Genomic DNA, 18,749 nt, shown 5'->3' on the forward strand with positions numbered 1-18,749 from the left:
ATACGCGCGTCGGATGCGGCGAAACATCCGACGCGCGTGAATCTACTTGTAATTAGTACGTGCGATCGTTGAGCGTGCTCCAGAGCTTCTTGGACTCGGCCATGGTCCACGCGTTGATCTTGTCCTCATCAATGCCAACGAACTCGCGATCCTTGTACAGGACGCGGCCGTTGATGATGGTGGTGCGGCAGTTTTTGCCCATCATGCCAAAGAGCATGTGGCCGTCGATGTTCTCCTCGCTCAGCGGCGTAAAGGGCTTGTAGTCCATGACGATGACGTCGGCGGCAGCGCCGGCCTCGAGCACACCGAGCTTGCGATCGAAGTACTTGCTCGCCATCTTGGCGTTGTTCTCGAACAGCATGGTCATGGCCTCGCACCAGCCCACGTTGGGCATGGCGGCGTTGTGGCGCTGAATGATCAGGAAGACCTTGAGGCTCTCGAGCATATCGTGGGTGTAGGCGTCGGTGCCCATGCACACGGGGATGCCGCGGCGGAAGAACTCGAGCACGGGGGCGCAGCCCACGGCGTTGCCCATATTGGATTCGGGGTTGTTGACGAGCCAGGTACCGGACTCCTTGACGATATCCATCTCGGCAGGCGTCACGTGAATGCAGTGGCCGAGCATGGTGTCGGGACCCAGCAGGTTATGTTGCAGCAGGCGCTCGACGGGGCTGATGCCACCGCGGTTGAGGCGGGAATCCCACACGTCGTTCATGCCCTCGCACACATGGATGTGGAAGCCGGTCAGGCCGTTGTTGGCCTCGGCCATCTTGTCCATGGTCTCGTCCGACAGCGTAAAGGTGGCGTGACCGCCAAACATGGCTGCAATCATGTGGTTGTCGTTATCGCGACGCTCCTTGGCGGCCCACTTGGCAAACTCGGCGTTCTCGGCAATGGCCTGGTCGCATTTTTCCTGACCGCGGCGATCGGAGACCTCGTAGCACAGGCACGAACGCATGCCCAGCTCCTGCGCGGCGTCCTTAATGGTAAAGAGGCTGCCCGGGATCTCGCAGAAGCTCGCGTGGTGATCGAAGATCGTGGTGACGCCATCGCGAATGGAGTCCAGAATCGTGGCATAGGCGCTGGCCTTGGTGCCGTCGAGCGTCAGGTTGTCGTCGATCTTCCACCACTGCTGCTCAAGATTTTCCAGGAAGTTGGTGGGGTTGCAGCCCTTAATGGCAAGGCCGCGGGCCAGACCCGAGTAGATGTGGGTGTGGCAGTTGATGAGTCCGGGCATGATGAGGTTGCCCTGGGCGTCGACGTACTCGGCATCCGGGTACTTGGACTTGAGCTCGCACTCGGGGCCCACTTCGACGATCGTATCTCCGTCAATGGCGACCGCACCGTTTGGAATGAACGGGGTCTGAGAATTGCGGGTAAAAACGGAACCGTTAGCGACCAGAAGCATGAATGCTCCCTTCAACATCAGAGGCGGGGTTTGACACCTCTGACATAGCGGAAGTGCGAAGCGCCGGCCTACACCGGAAACGGGCCCTCTCCCGTCAACGCTTCACCAAAGGGGCAAACCCTTTGAAGTGCGGCTTGGCGCCGCATGACGTCGGCGGACGAGGCGATGCGTCCGCCGACGAATAGCACCGAATTGGTTACTTCTTGCTCTCGGGCAAGACCAGATCCACGGCAGCGTCCTTGGCAGCATCGATGTGCTGAGCCACGACCGGCGTCTGCGGAAGGATCAGGTTAAGGACAATGGCCATAATGGCGGTGGGGGTTACGGCATTGGAGCCGATGACGGTGGACACCCAGGTGGGCATACCCTCGCCGGCAAGGCAACCGCTGGCCATCCAGATACCCAGGCCAAAGACGACGGAGGTACCGACGATGGTGGTAGTGCGCTGCGTAAGGCCCTCGCGGGTGAACATGCGCACGCCGTTCATGGTGATGGTGCCAAAGACGCCGACGGTCGCGCCGCCGATGACGGGCTGCGGGATAGCGGAAAGGACGGCAGAGAGCTGCGGGAACAGACCGGCGATGGCAAAGACGGCCGCGATGATCACAAAGACCCACTTGTTGACGACCTTGTTGGAGCAGATGATGCCCACGTTCTGGCCAAGGGCGCTGGTGGGAAGACCGCCCAGCAGGCCGCCGACCATAGAGGTAAGGCCCTGGGACACGATAGCGCCGGAGAGCTCGCGCTCGGTGGGCATACGGTCGATGGAACCTAGGCAGGCGGCGGAGACGTCACCGATAACCTGGATGGCAACCATGGGGAACACGACGGCGAGGGTAATGCAGACCTCGGGATCAAACTCGAGCGCGTAGGGCATGAGCTTGGGAAGGGCGAAGACCTGAGCGGTGGCGACGCTGGAGAAGTCGATCATGCCAAAGGGGATGGAGACGATCATACCAACGATCATGCCAAAGAACACGGATCCCAGCTTGAGCGTGCCCTTGCCAAAGTTGGCGAGCGCAAAGACCACGGCGAAGGTGATAAGAGCGACGCACCAGGCCTGCGGGGTGCCCCACAGCGGCGTACCCATACCGCCGGCCATATACTTGACAGCCGTGGGATAGAGAGAGACGCCAATGGAGAAGATGACCGTACCGGTCACGACAGGCGGGAACAGCCACTTGATCTTGCTGTAGGCCAGACCAAAGAGGACCGCGACGGCGCCGCCGACGATCTCGCCACCCAGCAGCGCACCAAAGCTAAAGCCCGAGGCACCCATGGCCTGCAGGGCCGGCAGAAACGCGAACGAAACGCCCATGACGATGGGCAGGCCGCCGCCGATGCGACGGAAGGGAGCGAAGGCCTGAAGGGCCGTGTCGATCGCCGAAAGAATGAGCGCGACCTGGATGATGTCGGTGCTCTGCTGGCTATTAAAGCCGTAGACGCCGGCCATGATGACCGCCGGGGTAATGATGCCGGCAAACGATGCCAGTACGTGCTGAAGGGCACACGGGATCATTTCCTTAACGGGAGGCATACCTTCGCGAGTGAACAGGGCTTCAGTGCCGTTCGTAACCGTCTCCTGGGTCATTTGACCACCAATCCTCGAAGTAGTTGTTTTCGCATCTAACGCTCTATTGTGACGCAGTGCGGGGTTGAGGTTGTGCCTTCATTGCATATCGTATTAAAGATGATTCTCATTCTCAATAATAATTTTTTGTTATCAGACCATTCTTCAGCTGAAATAACGCATTTCCGCAGGTCAGGAAAGTGTCTGGTCAAAATAACATCTAACTTTTCTTTTGGTCAACCGTTTACCGCTAAATTCCTACCGTTCGTCTGCATTACGCAATGTACCTGCGGATATACGAGATGGTGGGCAGCGTGTTACCATGAGAAAAAATTGTTATGAACATTTCCGTTTTCACCCAAAGGAGTTGCCCGTGAACGAGACCGTACGCCGCTTTTTGCCGATGGTCGATTTTCTGGAGCAGATACTCGGCAAAAACAGCGAAATCGTGCTGCACGATTTCTCGGATCCCGACCACGCCATCGTCGATATTCGCAACGGCATCGTGAGCGGCCGTAAGATCGGCGGTCCCGCCACCGATCTGGCGCTCAAGATCATGCACGACCCCAAGTATCGCGACCTGCCGTTTATTACGGGCTACGAGGGGCGCGGTGCCGGCGGCAAGACGTTGGAGTCCGCGACGTTCTTTATCCGCGAGGATGACGAGATCGTCGGTATGCTCTGCGTCAACACCGACCTCTCGACCGTACGCTCCATCAACGCCATGGCGCAGCAGCTCATGACGTGCTTCGACGCAGCGCCGACGCGCACGGAGCCCGCCCCTATCGAGGTCGAAAGCCTTTCGGAGTCCACCCAGGAGCTCATCGACCGCAGCATTGCCGAGTTGCTGAGCGCGCGCGGGCTGGATGTAGCGTCGCTTGGTCAGAACGACCGCGTGGACGTCATTCGCCACCTCAACGGCAACGGGGTGTTCATGCTCAAGGGCGCCGTGGCCTGCGCTGCCACCGCGTTGGGCATCTCGGAGCCCAGCGTGTACCGCTACCTGCAAAAAGTCCGCAAGGAGGGCTAACGAGCAAAATGGAGCGCGGCTCCACAAGCGATCCGTCACTTGACAAAAGACCCTGCAGCTCGCACGCGCTGCAGGGTCTTTTTGCATGTCATGTTTAGTTGTTGCCAACGCCTTAGAGGGCGGCGACGACCTCGATCTCGACCAGACCGCCAGCCGGAAGGGCGGCAACCTGGAAGGCGCTGCGCGCGGGGAACGGGGCCTCGAACTTGGAGGCGTAGATCTCGTTCACGGCGGCGAAGTCGGCGATGTCGGCCAGGTAGACCGTAGTCTTGACGACATCGGCAAAGGTGGCGCCGGCAGCGGTCAGCAGGGCCTCGACGTTGGCGAGGGACTGCTTGGCCTGGGCCTCGACGCCCTCGGGCATCTTGCCGGTTACGGGGTCGATGCCCAGCTGGCCGGACAGGAACACCATGTTGCCGGTCTGGATGCCGGGGGAATACGGTCCGATGGCTGCGGGTGCGTTATCGGAAGACACGACGGTCTTGCTCATGTTTATCTCCTTACGATCAGTTGAGAAAGCGTGAGCGCGGTGTTCACACCGGGAGGCACAGTTCGGTCTGAACACCGCGCTTGATTGGGATAGTACTCAAGGTTTCCGTTTGATGCAAGAATATTATCAGCTTGCGAGAATATTTTATCGCCCAACGGTTTCCCCGAACCGCTGAACGGTTCTCCACAGGGTCAGCCACCCCAAGCTGCTGAAGACTTTATCCCGCTTGGAGCACGGGCATCGCCCGCCGCAACGGCACCACTATACTTTTGAATATCTGAGCATTTTGAAAGGCAGGATATGACCGCAACCGCCAGTCGAACCACCAACCGCAGGCCCGAGCTTTTGGCGCCCGCCGGAGGGCCCGAGCCCTTTGCCGCCGCACTCGCCGCGGGGGCAGACGCCATCTACTGTGGCATGGGCAGCTTCAACGCCCGCCGCAAGGCAACCAACTTTACCGACGAGGCCTTTGAGCAGGCCTGCCGCGCCGCGCATCTAGCCGGGTCGCGCGTCTACGTCACGGTCAACATCGTCATCAAGCAGTCCGAGATGGGCGATGCGCTGCAACTCATCCATCGCTGCTCCACGCTGGGCGCCGATGCCTTCATTATCCAGGACTGGGGTCTGTTCTTTGAGGTCAAGCGCACCATGCCCGGCATCGAGACGCATATCTCGACCCAGGCGAACATCCACGACGACCGCGGAACCCTTTGGTGCCGCGAGCAGGGCGCCGACCGCGTGACCCTCTCGCGCGAGCTTTCCATCGACGAGATTGCCGCCATTCACGATGCCGCGCCCGATGTGGACCTTGAGGTCTTTAGCCATGGCGCCATCTGCTTTTGCTACTCGGGCCTGTGTCTGCTTTCGAGCTTTGCCATGGCGGGACGATCGGCCAACCGTGGCATGTGCGCCCAGCCCTGCCGCTTGCCCTACGAGCTGATCGACGAGAACGGTCGCTCGCTCTCCCCTGCCGGTCGCGAGCGCGCGCTGTGCCCGCGTGACACCAACACCTCACAACTTGTTCGCCGCCTGTATGACGCCGGCGCCGCGTCGCTCAAACTCGAGGGCCGCATGAAGGCGCCCGATTACGTGTACTCCATCGTTGATGTGTATCGTCATCAGATTGATGACATGCTGGCCGGGGTCGCCGTTGATAAGCACGAGGACGCCGCTCGCCAGCGTCAACTCAAGCGCTGCTTTAACCGCGACTTTACGCACGCCTATCAGGACGGCACCTCGGGCGACGAAATGATGAGTTACGAGCGCTCCAACAACCGCGGCCAGATTGTGGGCACGGTGCTGGGCAGCCGTCTGGCCAACCGCGACGTGCGCGGGCTCAAGCCCGACGACCGTCGTCGCCGCGCCGCCATCGCCCGCATTGAGCTGTTTGAGCCTGTGGGCAAGGGCGACTTGTTGGAACTTCGCCACGACGACGAGTTCGATCAGTTCCTAACCACTATCGCTGCCGATGATGCCGCCGCCGGTGACATCCTCGAGTGCCGCGTGCCCCGCAGCATGCCCGAGGGCTGCCGCGTGCGCGTGATTCGCAGTCAGCGTGCCATCGACGCCGCCGGCGCCGCGCTCAAGCGCGATGTGCTGCGCCGCCGAGCTGTTGATGTGTCCGTCGTGGCGCGTCTGGGCGAGCCGTTTACCGTTACGCTCACCTGCTGCGACGGCCCTTCGCTTACGGCCACCGCCACGGGCTTCACCGTCGAGGCCGCCAAGACCCGCGCCGTCGAGGCGGCAGACCTGGTTGAGCATGTGGGCCGCATGGGCTCCTCGCCCTTTGAGGCAGCGAGCTTTGACGTTTCGCTCGACGCCGGCTGCGGCATGGGCTTCTCCGCCGTGCATAAGGTGCGCGCCGCCGCTTGCAAGGCGCTGGAAGAGGCCATTCTGGTGCCGTACGATGAGCGTGCCCGCACGCTCGAGCTGCCGGCGATTGTCACCAGTGATTACCGCCCCATGCCCGCGCATTACCGCGATGAGCCGCAGATCTGCGCCACCGTCACCTCGCTCGACGCCGCCGAGGCCGCTCGTGCCGAGGGCGCCACGCGCATCTACATGACCACCGACGCACTCGATGCGGCCGAGCTCTCCCCTGCCGATGCATTTGAGCAGGGTATCGTGCCCGTACTCGACGAGGTCTGCCGCGCCGTCGACCACGAGCGCGTCGATCCCTGGATCAATGCCGGGGCCACCGTCGCCGTTGGCAATATCTCCGAGCTTGCCCTGGCCGCCCAGGTTGGCGCCACGGCCGAGATTCGCTCTTGCCTGCCGGTTCACAACACGCCCTGCATGGAAGCGCTTGCCGAGCGCGGAGCCGGTGCGTTTTGGCTCTCGCCCGAGATCACGCTCGACGAGATTGTCTCGCTCGGCGCCGCCGCGCCCGCGGCTCTGGGCACCACCGTCTTTGGCCGCCCGCGCGTCATGACAAGCGAGCATTGCATTCTGCAGGTTGCCAACGGCTGCATCCACGATTGCGCCAACTGCCGCCTGCGTGCCCGCAAGCTGTCGCTCAAGAATATCGACGGCAAGGTCATGCCCGTCCGCACCGACATCCACGGCCGCTCTCGCCTGTACGATGCCTACCCCATCGACCTCACGCCGCAGGTTCCTCAGCTGCTCGATGCCGGCGTGCGTCGTCTCATGGTGGACGGAACGCTGCTCGAGACGGATGAGGTGGGCCGCGCCGTCGCACGCGTCCGTCGCGCCGTCGAAGCAGCGCAGGCCGACCGCAAGCCCGCCGCCCGCCTACGTGGGGCGACCTCGGGCTGCATGTTTGTGGGAATCAGCTGACCGAAAGGCATACACGTGAACGAAGAACCTCAAGTCCTCTACTGCGACGCCTGGCTCATGGCCATCGACAAGCCCGCCGGCATGATCGTCCACGGCGACGGCACCGGCGAGCGCACGCTCACCGACTACGCCAGCGACCTGCTGCTGGCGATGGGCGACGGCTTTGCCGCGACCGACATGCAGCCGCTCAACCGCCTGGACCGCAACACCACCGGCGTGGTGCTGTTCTCGCTCGACAAGCAGACGCAGCCCGCCTTTGACCAGATGGTCATCGACCACGCTTTCGAAAAGCACTACCTGGCGCTCGCCGAGGGCAAGATCGACTGGAACGAAAAGCTCATCGACAAGCCCATCGCCCGCGACCGTCACGACAGCCGAAAGATGCGCGTCGGCGCCAGCGGAAAGCCGTCTCAGACGCGCGTGAAGGTGCTCAAGCGTCTTAAAAGCCGTCGTGGCCTGCCCACGCGCTCGTATATCGATGTCGAGTTGCTCACCGGCCGCAAGCACCAAATCCGTGTGCATCTGGCGAGCGAGCGTCATCCCCTGGTAGGCGACGACCTGTACGGCACGCCACGTCCCTGTGGCCTCATGCTCCATGCCCACAGCGTGTCCTTTACGCATCCCGTAACCGGCGAGCACATCCACATCGAAGCCCCCTGCCCCTGGGAGCCCTAAACCACCACAATGGGGACAGGCACCTTTGTGGTGGTTTTGCCGCGATGGCTCTGCCGGATTCCCAAACATCTCGATCTGTAACAGCTAAAGCCCATTTTGCGGTCTATCTGTTACAGATCGAGACATTCGAATCCCCTCAAGGGAATAATCTCAATCTGTAACAGTAACTCGGCAAAATCAGTCCCAGATGTTACAGATTGAGACAAAGGGACGGCGCGGTTCGTAAGTATCTCGATCTGTAACACCTAGCCCACTTTTAACGGTCCAGTTGTTACAGACTTAGACAAACCGGCAGACAACGAAAGCGGCGACGCCCGTGATGGACGTTGCCGCTTTTCTATTGAGAAAACTACTCGGTTTTCGTTACTAACCACCACAATGGGGACAGGCACCTTTGTGGTGGTTTTGGTCTTAGCCCGTCCCTTGCTGTTAGACCGTGATGACGTTGTCCATTGCCCGGTACTTGGCGGGGACCTCGCCTGCGGTAATAATCGTTGCGTCACGAAAGTCCGCGAACTTGACGGGCGCCACCATGCCAAATTTACTGGCGTCCGAGATTACGAAGCGCTTGGCCGTATGGCGCATCGAGATACGCTTTACTTGCGCCTCCTCGATATCGGGCGCCGTGAAGCCCTGCTCGGCGGCAATGCCGTTAGAGCCCCAAAAGCCACAGTTGAAGTTGTAGCGGTCTAAGGTTGCCAAGGCATCGGGGCCAACGAGCGCCTCGGTCTCGGGTTTGAGCTCGCCACCCAGCACCACGGTACGCATGCCGCGCAAAGCAAGGCGTTGAGCATGGAGCACGGAATCGGTCACATAGGTGACATCTTCAAGGTGTGGAAGATGCTCGATGAGCCTGAGCGTCGTCGAACCCGAGTCGATGTATACAAAGCTCTCGGGCTCCACAAGTGCCGCCGCACGGGCGCAGATACGCTCCTTGTCGTCGTTATGGAGGTCGCTGCGCTCATTAAGCGTTAGGTCGCGCGTCACGTGCGCGCGCTCCAGACTTGTCGCGCCTCCGTGCACCTTGGCGATACGGTGTGCTCGGTCGAGCGTCTGCAGGTCGCGCCGAATGGTAGACGCCGTCACGCCCAGGGCTTCGGCAAGCTCCGGCACGGTAACCGAGCCGGCCTGCTGAACCATCGACACGATCGCGTTGAGCCTATCTTCCGCTAGCATCGCTTACTCCTCCTCGGGGTACACGACTCCCCAATCGGCGCGAAGCTTGGTCATAAGCTCCATAACATCAGAAGCATAGCCCAGAAGCTCACGCTTCGAATCATCGCCGGCAACGGCCCTCTCCAGGTCGGCCATCTCGTAGCACAGAGCGTATGCCTCGGTGCCAGCGTGGACCTCCTCACGGTGACCGTCTGCAGTCCACACGATGGTCGCGTGATCGGCGCGCGGATACTCGTTGACCTCGATATAGCACTTATCGAAGCTAATAATCGAGCGCTTGGGTTGCTTGGAGTGGAGCGTGAGGCTCACAACACCCAGCTGCTGCTCGGCATTACGGCAGACGATGCCGCCCGCAACGTCAACACCGGTCTCACAGGTGTTGCCCAACGAAACGACCTCAATGGGCTGGCTTGCCATAAACAGGCGCATGACGGACAGGGCATACACGCCAATGTCGAGCATGGCACCGCCAGCAAGGTTGCGGTTGTAGAAGCGATTGGTCAGATCGCCGTACTCCTTGTAGCTACCAAAGTTGAGCTGGGCGAGGTTCATGCGGCCGAACTCACCGGCATCCATGCGACGGCGCAGCTCTTGATACAAGGGCATATGAAGCACCGTGGTGGCGTCCATGAGGACGACGTTGTGCTCGTCGGCGATGGCACGCGCCTCGTCGAGCTCAGCGGAATTGAGGGTAATGGCTTTCTCGCAGAGCACGTGCTTGCCGGCGGCCAGCGCGTCACGCAGATAGGTGATATGCGTGTTGTGCGGCGTGGTGATATAGACGGCGTCGATGCCCGGATCGGCGTAGAGGTCCTCAACCGATTCATAGACCTTCTCGATGCCATACTGCTCAGCAAAAGCCTGAGCCTTGGACAGCGTACGGTTGGCGACGCCCGCAAGCTTGCGGCCGGCAAGAGCGAGAGACTGGGCCATCTGGTTGGCGATAACGCCGCACCCGATCACAGCCCAACGAAGCTCGGGAGCCGTAAAGATATCATCGGGGAATGGCTTGTCCTGGACCGAAGCGAACGCTGCTTTTGCGGCTGCCGCGGAGTCGAGTGGAGCCTGCTTGGAATCTACCATATGTGCCTCCTGTGTCATAGAACGTCTTGCATTTCGGATAGCTCTATATTCGCACAAACACGCGCGTCTGTGCGCGTTTTTGCGTATCTCACCGCTAAACGGTCATTTTTGTCCCGTAAACGGCGCATCTATACGCATATTCACGCAATCCCACGCACGCAAATACGCACAAATGCGAACCGGTCATTGCTCAGAGACAGGGGCTTATGCTTAGAACTCAAAAGACAGGATGATCCGCTTCGCCTTCGCTCATGGCGCGCTGCAGCTCTAAGGACCGTCCCAAACTGCCGACAGAAAAGGAACGTTCCAAACTGCAGACAGAAAAAGAACGTCCCCAGGCGCCGGCATTTCAAGAGCACTCATTTAAGTCTGTCCCCAATGAGTGGGAGTAATCAGAGACCCTTTGCGAGGGAGGCCGGACGTGGCCTTCCTCGTTCTTATTCATGGACTTTAGTCCGTGCCGCGCGGCACGCGCGGCATAGAAAGCCACCCGCTCAGCGGGTGGAGGCCAATTTCCGCTACGCGACAAAAACCTTCCCCCTAGCATGAGGATTGTTCAGGTCATCATACTAGGGGGAAGGTGATTGCTGTGGCCCAGAAAGCCAACAGCCTCGCGTACACGAAATGGCTGTGCAAGTACCGCATCGCACCGAGGTCAAGCTCATCGCCGCCATCGTCGAGAAGCACCCCAAGGTGCGCTTCGCCGCGAGCCGCACCTCGGTCCACGCCGACCTCTACGACCGCATGGAGCAGGCCCTGTGCGAGTGCGTGGCCAACGCGGTGGAGGTCGTCCGCTCCGACATCAGCCCCGCGCTTCTTGTCCACACCGGTCCAAACCTCGTGGGTGTGGCGGTCCAGGGACTCTAGCGGAGGCGGGGCGTCCTGCCCCAAAAACAAATGCAAAAGACGAGCACTTCTTGCCGCTCAATTGGCAAGAAGCGCTCGCCTTTTCTTAACGCGTTGTATGGCGGAGAGAGCGCAAGTTACGCGAGCGCCCTTCTTGCCAGCTCGGCCGCGCCGAGGATTCCTTGGTCGCCGCCGCAGCCCGGGGCGCAGATGTAGCTCTCCATGTCCTTAAGCTCGGCGGTCTGGATGTAGCCACCCAGATATTCGAGGGTCTTCTTGCGGACGATGCCGTAGAGCTGCTCCTGGTGCATCACGCCGCCGCCGAGGACGATGCGGCGAGGCGAGTACATGAGCACGAGGTTCGCGCACATCTGCCCCAGATAATCCCCCTCGAGCGCCCACACCTCATCGTTGTCCGCGAGCTCGGCCGCGGGCTTTCCCCAGCGCGCGGCGATGGCGGGGCCGGAGGCGAGCCCCTCGAGACAGCTCGCGTGGCTCGGGCAGACGCAGCGTCCCTCCTCGGTGGGACGGGTCCTTACCAGCATGTGACCGGCCTCGGGGTGCAGCATGCCGTGAAGGAGTCTGCCCGCGCACATGACGCCCGCGCCCACGCCGGTGCCGATGGTCACGTAGACGGCGTCCTCGAGCCCCTTGCAGCAGCCGAAGACCACTTCGCCGAGGCAGGCAACGTTCACGTCCGTGTCGTAGGCCACCGGAATCCCGAGGGCGTCGGCGAACGCGGCGCGAAGACCATAGCCTCGCCACGCGAGCTTGGGGGTCTGCAGGATGGAGCCGTAGCGCTCGTCGGCGGGGTCGACGCAGGTCGGGCCGAAGGCGCCGATGCCCAACGCGTCCACATCGCGGGCGGCGAACCACTCGATCATCTGCGGGACGGTCTCGGCGGGCGCAAGCGTCGGGGTCTCCATACGGTCGAGGACCTCGCCGTCGCCGGACACCACGGCACAGACCATCTTGGTCCCGCCGGCCTCGAGGGCGCCGAGCCTCATTTGCTTTTCGCTCATGTGATCCTCCTTGCAAAGGGGCGCCCGCAGCCATGGTCAACCGCGGGCGCCCATAACGTTGGCATGTTTCGAGGCGACCCTACCTGGGCACGCGGTCCTGCCTTGCGGCAAACGGGGCGAGCACGGCGTGCGGCTCGCTTTGGTACCAGTAGGCGACGGTGGAGATGTCGTCCTCGCGCTCGTAGAGCTTGATGTCGTCGTTGCCGAGGTCCTGGAATGTCACGCGCAGGTCCTCCTTGAACGAGATCGGGTCGGGAAGGTGCCACCTGTAGAGACCGTGCCTGGGCAGCGCGTCGTCGTTGGTCGCGAGCATCGGGTTCGGGTTCGGCTTGCCCGCGCTGAAGCGGTCGCGCGTGGCGTCGCGCGTCGAGCGGTACGGGTAGCCGGCGAACAGCGTGTTGAAGCACTGCGCCTCGGGCAGCGCGTGGGGCGGCCTGTCGAGAAAGGCCCAGGCACCGCCGAAGTAGTCCTCGGCTCCCGTCGAGGTGACCGTGGGGAACTCCTCGTCGCCGTCGAGGAAGAACTTCATCTCGCCCTCGCCCCACCAATAGCGCTCCAGGGCGCACAGGGCCATGTAGGTGCCGACGTAGTAGCCCTTGCCGCGCACGCCGTCGAGCACGGTGTAGTCGACGCCCCTGCGGGTGCTGCGCTCGCGGTTAAAGCGGGCGTGGAAGTACATGGCGTCGTCCGGCACGTCGGTGAGCGCGTAGTTGAACGTGTAGAAGATGTACTTAATGAACCCGGGGTGCTCGCTCGTAAGCGTGACCTTGGCGTGCTTCCTGAAGGGCATCTCGAAGTAGCAGTTCATGCCGCCCGTCGGGTTCACGCAGATGGGCATCGAGTTGACGATGGCGCGCTCACCGAAGCCGTTGCAGAAGAAGTCGCCGACAGGGCACTCGACCGAGGGGGTCTCCTCGTCGTCCCAGTAGAAGCGCAGCACGAGGTCACGCATGACGAAGCTGCCGGCGGCGGTCTTGTCGGGGACGGTCATCCAGATGTGGCGGATGATGCCGGGGCCCTCGATGTCCGCGAGCGTGATGGTCTCGCCGGACTCAAGGGGCACGCAGCACGAGCCCTTGCGGCCGACGCCGAGGTGGCTGGCCGACATGGCGGCGCGGCCCTTCTCGCCCGTGATGTTCTCGGGGGTGATGGCGCGGCTTTCCTCACCGCCGTGCATCCACACGTCCTTAAGGAACTCTCTCATCGTCGACCTCCTCTATTCGTCGTCGTCGCACTCGGCGGAACTGGCACCGTTCACGTAGATGATCTGCTGGCGCGCCTCGTTGACGAGGGCGTCGAAGTCGAGTTTCTCGTCGGGGCGCGCGAGCGCGACCGTCATGGCGAGCGGGAGGTTGACACCCGCGATCACGTGGATCCGGTCGGAGGCGAAGCGGGAAAAGCGCTGGTTCACGCTGCCGCCGTACGCGTCGGTGAGGACGACGACCTCGTCAGTGCCCGAAAGAGCCGCCTCGACCGCCGCGTCGAGCCCCTCGCCGTTGTCGTTCACGTAGGCGCACACGGCGTTGACGGCGTCGCCCTTACCCGTAAGGAACTCGAGGGTGTCCTTGAAGCCCTGGGCGAGAAGGGAATGGCTCGCCACAACTATCTTTCTCATTGATTCACCAATCTCTTGGGTCGAAGCTAGGCGAGGATGCCGGCGGCGGAGGCGACCATCGCGAGGACGATCACCACGAGGATGAGGGCCGTCATGCTCGCGTTCTTCTTGGTAAGAAGGTAATACGCGCTTCCCGTGATGGCGGCGGGGATCATGGCAGGCAGGATCTTGTCGAGCAGCGGCTGAATCTCCATCGCGACGTCGCCGAAGCTGAAGCTAATCGGGCAGGTGACGCCGATGACCGAGGCGATGAGGCAGCCGACCACGGTGAGGCCGAGCACGGAGGCGGCGGCAGTGAGGTTGGGAAGCTTCTCGCTGAAGTCGGTGACGAGCTTCACGCCCTGCTTGTAGCCGAACTCGAGGGCGTGCATGCGGACCCAGAAGATGGCCAGGATGAGCGCGAACCAGATGCCGGCTCCCACGGGGTTGCCCTCGATGGCCATGTAAGCGGCGATGGAGCCCATGATGGTCGGGATCATGGTCATGAGCAGGGAGTCGCCGACGCCGGCGAGCGGTCCCATGGTGCCGATCTTCAGGTCTTGGACGGCGTCCGCCGCCGCTAGGCCGTCGCGCTCCTCCATGGCCACGCAGGCGCCAAGGATGATGGCGGCGAGCCAAGGCTGGGTGTTGTAGTAGCGGAAGTGGTTGTTGAGCGCTTGCTTATAGTCCTCGTCGTTCGTGTAGATCTTCCTCAGGACCGGCGAGAGGGCGTAGGCGACTGAGGCGCCCTGCTGGGTCTGGTAGTTGAAGGTGCACACGCTCATGAGCCAGCGCCAGTTCGCGTTGCGCAGGTCCTTCTTGGTGACCTTGTAGCCGGAGGGCTTGCCCTCGGCGACGGCGGTGATGTTCTCGTTTTCCATGGTTACTCATCCTCTCCGATGAAGGCGTCTGCGGAAGCGTGGGCGGCGAGCTCGGTGTCCCTCTCGGCACGCTGGTAGAACGCAATCGCGAGGGCAACGCCGACGATGGCGGCGCCGATGATGGGCACGTTCAGGAAGGCCGAGAGGAAGAAGCCGGCGAGCAGGTACTGGAAGTACTTGGCGGTTGGCATGTAGCGGAGCAGCATGGCGATACCGACGGCCGGGAGCATCTTGCCGGCGAGGGTGAGGCCGGAGAGGAACCACTGGGGCATGACCTCGAGGAGCCAGTTGACGGCGGGCTGGCCGAGCGTCACGGAGACAAAGACGGGCAGGGCGGCGCACAGGCCGAAGAGCGCGGGGCAGACCCACAGGATGGCGTTCATCTGATTGAACTTACCCTCGTTGCAGAACTTCTGGGACTTCTCGACGACAAAGCCGTTGAGGATCTTGGCGACGACGTCGAGCTGGATGCCGAGCATGCCGACCGGCAGGCCGATGGCGAGGCCCGTGTCGGAGCCCAGGGTCACGCCGTAGGCGGTGGCGATGATGGCCATCGTGCCGTAGTCGGGAATGGAGGAGCCGCCGAAGCCCGCGACGCCGAGCTGCATGAGCTGAATGGTGCCGCCGATGACAAGGCCGGTCTTCCAGTCGCCCATGACGACTCCGGTGATGAGGCCCCAGAAAACGGCGTAATTGACGAAGATCATCGGGATGCCGTAGTAGTCCACGTGCTTGATGAAGGCCAGCAGGGTCAAAAGGACGACCTGCAGGATAGTGAAGTTGACCATATTTCCCCCTTAGATGAGGTCTGCGACGGAGACGGGCTTGTCGGCGGGCACGAACTGGGCCGTCACCTTGACGCCACGGGCGATGAGCGCCTTGTAGCTCTGGACGTTCTCGGCGGAGGCGTAGGCGCGCTGGGTGAGCTGGATGCCGTCCTCCTTGACGAGCGAGCCGCCGACGACCAGCGACGGGAGCTCGACGCCCGACTCGACCAGGCGAAGCATCGTCTCGGGCTCCTTGGCGATGACGAAGACCTTCTCGCGGTCGTACTTGCCCGCGGCGAAGTTCTTGAGCGCGGTCTGCTCGGAGATGATCGAAACGGCCATGCCCGCGGGGCGCGCCATCCTCATGGTGGACTTCAGGACCTCGTCGCCGGCGACCTTGTCGTCGATGACCATGACTCGGGTCGCGCCCGACACCGGGGCCCACTGCGTCACGATGATGCCGTGAAGCAGGCGATTGTCGATTCGTGCCATAACAACACTCATGTTTGCTCCTATCAAATGAAGTTTTACGTTCGGTACTGCCTCGGCGCTATCCGGATTCGCGCCGGGCAAGGGGTTATCGGATTATTGAGGACGCGCGGTCAGCTTGCGGCGGCGCGGGGAAGGTCACTCGTCGAGCAGGAGGTCCGAGGAGCCGAGGCGCTCTGCTCGCGCCGGGGCGGCGCTCACGCTTATGTAGTCGAAGACATATGCGATCTCGCTTACGGGAACCTCTACGCGATAGCGCGTCGAGATGCTCGAGAAGCTCTGCCTGAAGGACTCGATGAAATCGGCGCGTTCCTCCTCGAAGCGGTCCTGGCCAACGTAGGTCTCAATGGGGTTTCTGGTAACAAGGCGCTCGACGAGACAGCAGAGGTGAACGTAGAGCCCAATGATGGCGTTGCTGCCGATCTTCTCGCCTGTCCTGCGCTGAAGCTCGTGCACGGCGCTCTCGATCTCATGGAATAGCCGCTCCGGGTCGAGGATGGTGATGGAGCGGATGACGTTCTGCAGCGTCATGTTCGAGAGCAGCTTCTCGTGGAAAGAAGAGAGCTCGGAAGCGTCAAGCCACCTGCCGAACACGGCATCAACCTTAGAGGCGGACGCCGTCGACATGATGTCCTCGAGGGCGACGAAGGGGACGGAGGCGACCCCGGGGTCTCCCGTGCCGATGACGGCGCAGACGCGGTGCTCGGAGAAAACGGCGTCGTTCGACCCGTTCGCGACGAGCTGCTTGAAGGGCCTCGTGAGCAGGCGCGCGCCTATGGTGCGCGGGAGGCTCTGCGAGACGAGCTGGCGTATCCTCTCCGCGGCGTCGACCCCGGACTCGGAGCAGAAGACGATGGCGTCCTCACGGTTGACGCGCTCGATCACCTTGCAGTGCGTCACGCACGCGGCGGTCGCATCGCCAAGAACCTCGGCGATGGACTTGCCGCCGAGCAGCCCGACCCCGATCTCGAGCGCAAGACCGGTAGAGACGTTGTTCACCACGCCGATAGTGGAGTCGGTAACGTTCTCGAGGGCCTTATAGGCCTCCTCCAAGGAGCCCATGTCGACGAGGAACACGACCCCGGTGCAGTAGGAATGGCGGTCGACGAGGCGCTGGAGCGGACCGACGATGTCCTTCAGCTGCTGGTCGTAGGGCATGTCGACAGCCTCGTACACATGCATGCCGAGCATACGGTTCGCCGCGTCGGCGATGCTCGTCGCCGTTGAGTAGCCGTGGGACAAGATGACGCAGAGCGTCCGAAGGGCCTTCGCATCGCGAGACTCCGATGCGACGCACAGCGTCAGAAGCGTCTTCGTGAAGTGATCGAGCGAGATTCCCAGCGCCCCTTCCACGTCTGCGGCGACCTGATCGGAGACACTCGAGGCAAACGGCAATTCGGAGGTCACGGCACCGAGGAGATGGGAGATTTGCTCCGCACAGGCAGACTTTCGCTTAGCCAGGCCGATACCCGGCCACAACTGCAGGCAAATCTCCTGGGCCAGTAGAAAAGCGACCTTCCTCGAAAGCTCGATGCCATAAGAAGAGCCTGCGTCGGCAAGGACCGCGCCCACGACGCGCTCGAAGGCGCGCGACCTCGAGGAGGCGACGCCGTGGTCGAAGATCAAGTGATCCTCAACGCCGCGCACAGCGGAGACAGCTTGCGAGACAAGCTCGGAGAAAGAGAGCTCCCCGGCGCAGAATCGCTCATCGAGGGAGCACAGGGCATCGAGCGCCTGCTCGACCGGCCCTGTGCTCTCGGCGGCATCCAGAGACGCGTCGATCAGAACGCCATCGTCGGGCTGTTGATCGATCTGCGCGGAGGAGAGGAGCCCGCTGGGAAGAAGATACGGGCGAACGACGACGTAGTCGCCCTCGCGATTGAGGAACGCTTTGGCGCAGCAGTTCGTCACGCAGGCGCGCAAGCCGGCGATGTTATCGGAAAAGTCCGCGTTCACGAGGCAACGGTATGCGCCGCGGCTGATCTTCACATCAGAACCGATTCGGCACCCCTCGCTGCGCAGGAAGCTCAAGATGAGATCCTCGCGCTCCTCGGGGGTCCGCTCCTTGAGTGAGGGGACGCGGGCACAGATGGGCATTTTGCTGTAGGCCGAGGAAACCTTCAGGTCATCGGCGGATAGCGTCGTCGAAAGAACGAGGCGAGCGCGCGGCGCATCCTGGGAGGCATCGAGCCCGAGGGCCGTCGCAAGGCAGTGCTCCATCGCAGAGGGAGAGAGTGCCTCGATGCCGTTGACAAAGACCACACCCCCGCGCGCTTTCGCGATCGACTCGTCAAGAAGCCCGTTGAACGAGGCGGCGTCCGGGACCCCGGCGCAGTCGATGCGCACATAGGAGGAGTCGCGGGACAGCAAGCCCTGGTTCTTGCCGTACTCGTACACAAGGCGAGAAAGGAAAGACTTACCGACACCCACGCCGCCGCTCAAGAGGATGGGCAGGCCAAACGGAGGGTACTGAACCGCAGCCTTGCACTGCTCGACAACGGAGCTGAGGCTCATGTCGAAGCCCACGGCACGCGCGAAGTCGCGGTGATCGGCGATTCCCGTCGCCTGGATGAGGTCGGCGAGCGAGGCGTACTCGCTTGCAGAGAGCTTTACCTGAAAACGCTTCTGGAACGCGCGGCGATGAAAATAACGGACAGGCCTGCCCGCCACCTTAACCACAAGACCGGCGCGAACAAGGTCGTTGAGGTACTGGCTCGCCAGGCTCCTGGAGATGATGAGTGTCTCGGCGATGTCGGAGGTGGACAGACGGGCAAGGTCGTCGAGCGAGACGGCAGAGGTGAGGGCCTCGAGATGCTCGAGAATCCTGTCCCTCATGTCGACGGGTTTCTTTGCCAAGCTGTCCTGTGTGGTCTTGTCCATGACTTCTTACCTCCTCGTACAAGGAGTATAAGGGGAGAACAG

General features: G+C 62.1%; 16 protein-coding genes. 4 read left to right on the forward strand and 12 right to left on the reverse strand.

The features are described from left to right. Window positions 1-52 precede the first annotated feature (52 nt). Both ssnA and DWV58_RS00505 read right to left on the reverse strand, forming a co-directional pair. Window positions 53-1,408, reverse strand: a complete 1,356-nt coding sequence (ssnA, locus tag DWV58_RS00500) for a putative aminohydrolase SsnA (RefSeq protein ID WP_117775838.1) — start codon at window positions 1,406-1,408, stop codon at window positions 53-55. 196 nt (window positions 1,409-1,604) lie between these two features. Then, window positions 1,605-2,999, reverse strand: coding sequence for a uracil-xanthine permease family protein (locus DWV58_RS00505; protein ID WP_035137475.1), 1,395 nt, complete (start codon window positions 2,997-2,999; stop codon window positions 1,605-1,607). 352 nt (window positions 3,000-3,351) lie between these two features. On the opposite strand from DWV58_RS00505, the gene DWV58_RS00510 reads away from it, so the two are divergent. Next, window positions 3,352-4,008, forward strand: a complete 657-nt coding sequence (locus DWV58_RS00510) for a transcriptional regulator (RefSeq protein WP_233540462.1) — start codon at window positions 3,352-3,354, stop codon at window positions 4,006-4,008. 112 nt (window positions 4,009-4,120) lie between these two features. Here DWV58_RS00510 and DWV58_RS00515 read toward each other — a convergent pair whose 3' ends face one another. Further along, a complete protein-coding gene (locus DWV58_RS00515) occupies window positions 4,121-4,498 on the reverse strand; it encodes a Rid family detoxifying hydrolase (RefSeq protein WP_117775839.1) in 378 nt (125 codons plus the stop codon). 300 nt (window positions 4,499-4,798) lie between these two features. On the opposite strand from DWV58_RS00515, the gene DWV58_RS00520 reads away from it, so the two are divergent. Continuing rightward, window positions 4,799-7,294, forward strand: a complete 2,496-nt coding sequence (locus tag DWV58_RS00520) for a U32 family peptidase (protein ID WP_117775840.1) — start codon at window positions 4,799-4,801, stop codon at window positions 7,292-7,294. A 15-nt stretch (window positions 7,295-7,309) separates the two neighbouring features. After that, window positions 7,310-7,969: an RluA family pseudouridine synthase gene (locus DWV58_RS00525; RefSeq protein ID WP_231500732.1), complete on the forward strand. Its 660-nt coding sequence runs from the start codon at window positions 7,310-7,312 to the stop codon at window positions 7,967-7,969. Window positions 7,970-8,398: 429 nt separating this feature from the next. Here the strand turns inward: DWV58_RS00525 and DWV58_RS00530 are convergent, their stop codons facing one another. Then, a complete protein-coding gene (locus DWV58_RS00530; RefSeq protein WP_117775841.1) occupies window positions 8,399-9,145 on the reverse strand; it encodes a DeoR/GlpR family DNA-binding transcription regulator in 747 nt (248 codons plus the stop codon). Window positions 9,146-9,148: 3 nt separating this feature from the next. Beyond that, window positions 9,149-10,228 carry a Gfo/Idh/MocA family protein gene (locus DWV58_RS00535; RefSeq protein ID WP_117775842.1) on the reverse strand — a complete coding sequence of 360 codons (1,080 nt, stop codon included), beginning with the start codon at window positions 10,226-10,228 and terminating at the stop codon, window positions 9,149-9,151. A 624-nt stretch (window positions 10,229-10,852) separates the two neighbouring features. Here DWV58_RS00535 and DWV58_RS00540 point away from each other — a divergent pair. Next, complete coding sequence (locus tag DWV58_RS00540; protein ID WP_158564495.1) at window positions 10,853-11,095, forward strand: DegV family protein; 243 nt, start codon at window positions 10,853-10,855, stop codon at window positions 11,093-11,095. A gap of 116 nt (window positions 11,096-11,211) precedes the next feature. On the opposite strand, the gene DWV58_RS00545 is transcribed toward DWV58_RS00540, so the two are convergent. The 7 genes from DWV58_RS00545 to DWV58_RS00575 all read right to left on the reverse strand — a co-directional run bounded on the left by DWV58_RS00545 (window position 11,212) and on the right by DWV58_RS00575 (window position 18,707). After that, entirely contained in the window at window positions 11,212-12,096 is an 885-nt protein-coding gene (locus DWV58_RS00545; RefSeq protein WP_199569831.1) for an ROK family protein, read from the reverse strand. Between the two features lie 79 nt (window positions 12,097-12,175). Further along, complete coding sequence (locus tag DWV58_RS00550; RefSeq protein ID WP_172676343.1) at window positions 12,176-13,300, reverse strand: glycoside hydrolase family 172 protein; 1,125 nt, start codon at window positions 13,298-13,300, stop codon at window positions 12,176-12,178. Window positions 13,301-13,312: 12 nt separating this feature from the next. Beyond that, entirely contained in the window at window positions 13,313-13,711 is a 399-nt protein-coding gene (locus DWV58_RS00555; RefSeq protein ID WP_089572475.1) for a PTS sugar transporter subunit IIA, read from the reverse strand. A 26-nt stretch (window positions 13,712-13,737) separates the two neighbouring features. Beyond that, entirely contained in the window at window positions 13,738-14,571 is an 834-nt protein-coding gene (locus tag DWV58_RS00560; RefSeq protein WP_089572476.1) for a PTS system mannose/fructose/sorbose family transporter subunit IID, read from the reverse strand. 2 nt (window positions 14,572-14,573) lie between these two features. Next, window positions 14,574-15,359, reverse strand: coding sequence for a PTS sugar transporter subunit IIC (locus tag DWV58_RS00565; RefSeq protein ID WP_089572477.1), 786 nt, complete (start codon window positions 15,357-15,359; stop codon window positions 14,574-14,576). Between the two features lie 9 nt (window positions 15,360-15,368). Further along, a complete protein-coding gene (locus DWV58_RS00570; protein ID WP_089572478.1) occupies window positions 15,369-15,842 on the reverse strand; it encodes a PTS sugar transporter subunit IIB in 474 nt (157 codons plus the stop codon). A gap of 123 nt (window positions 15,843-15,965) precedes the next feature. After that, window positions 15,966-18,707, reverse strand: coding sequence for a PRD domain-containing protein (locus tag DWV58_RS00575; RefSeq protein ID WP_117775844.1), 2,742 nt, complete (start codon window positions 18,705-18,707; stop codon window positions 15,966-15,968). Window positions 18,708-18,749 lie beyond the last annotated feature (42 nt).

The organism is Collinsella sp. AF11-11 (genome assembly GCF_003465485.1).
Classification (GTDB): domain Bacteria; phylum Actinomycetota; class Coriobacteriia; order Coriobacteriales; family Coriobacteriaceae; genus Collinsella.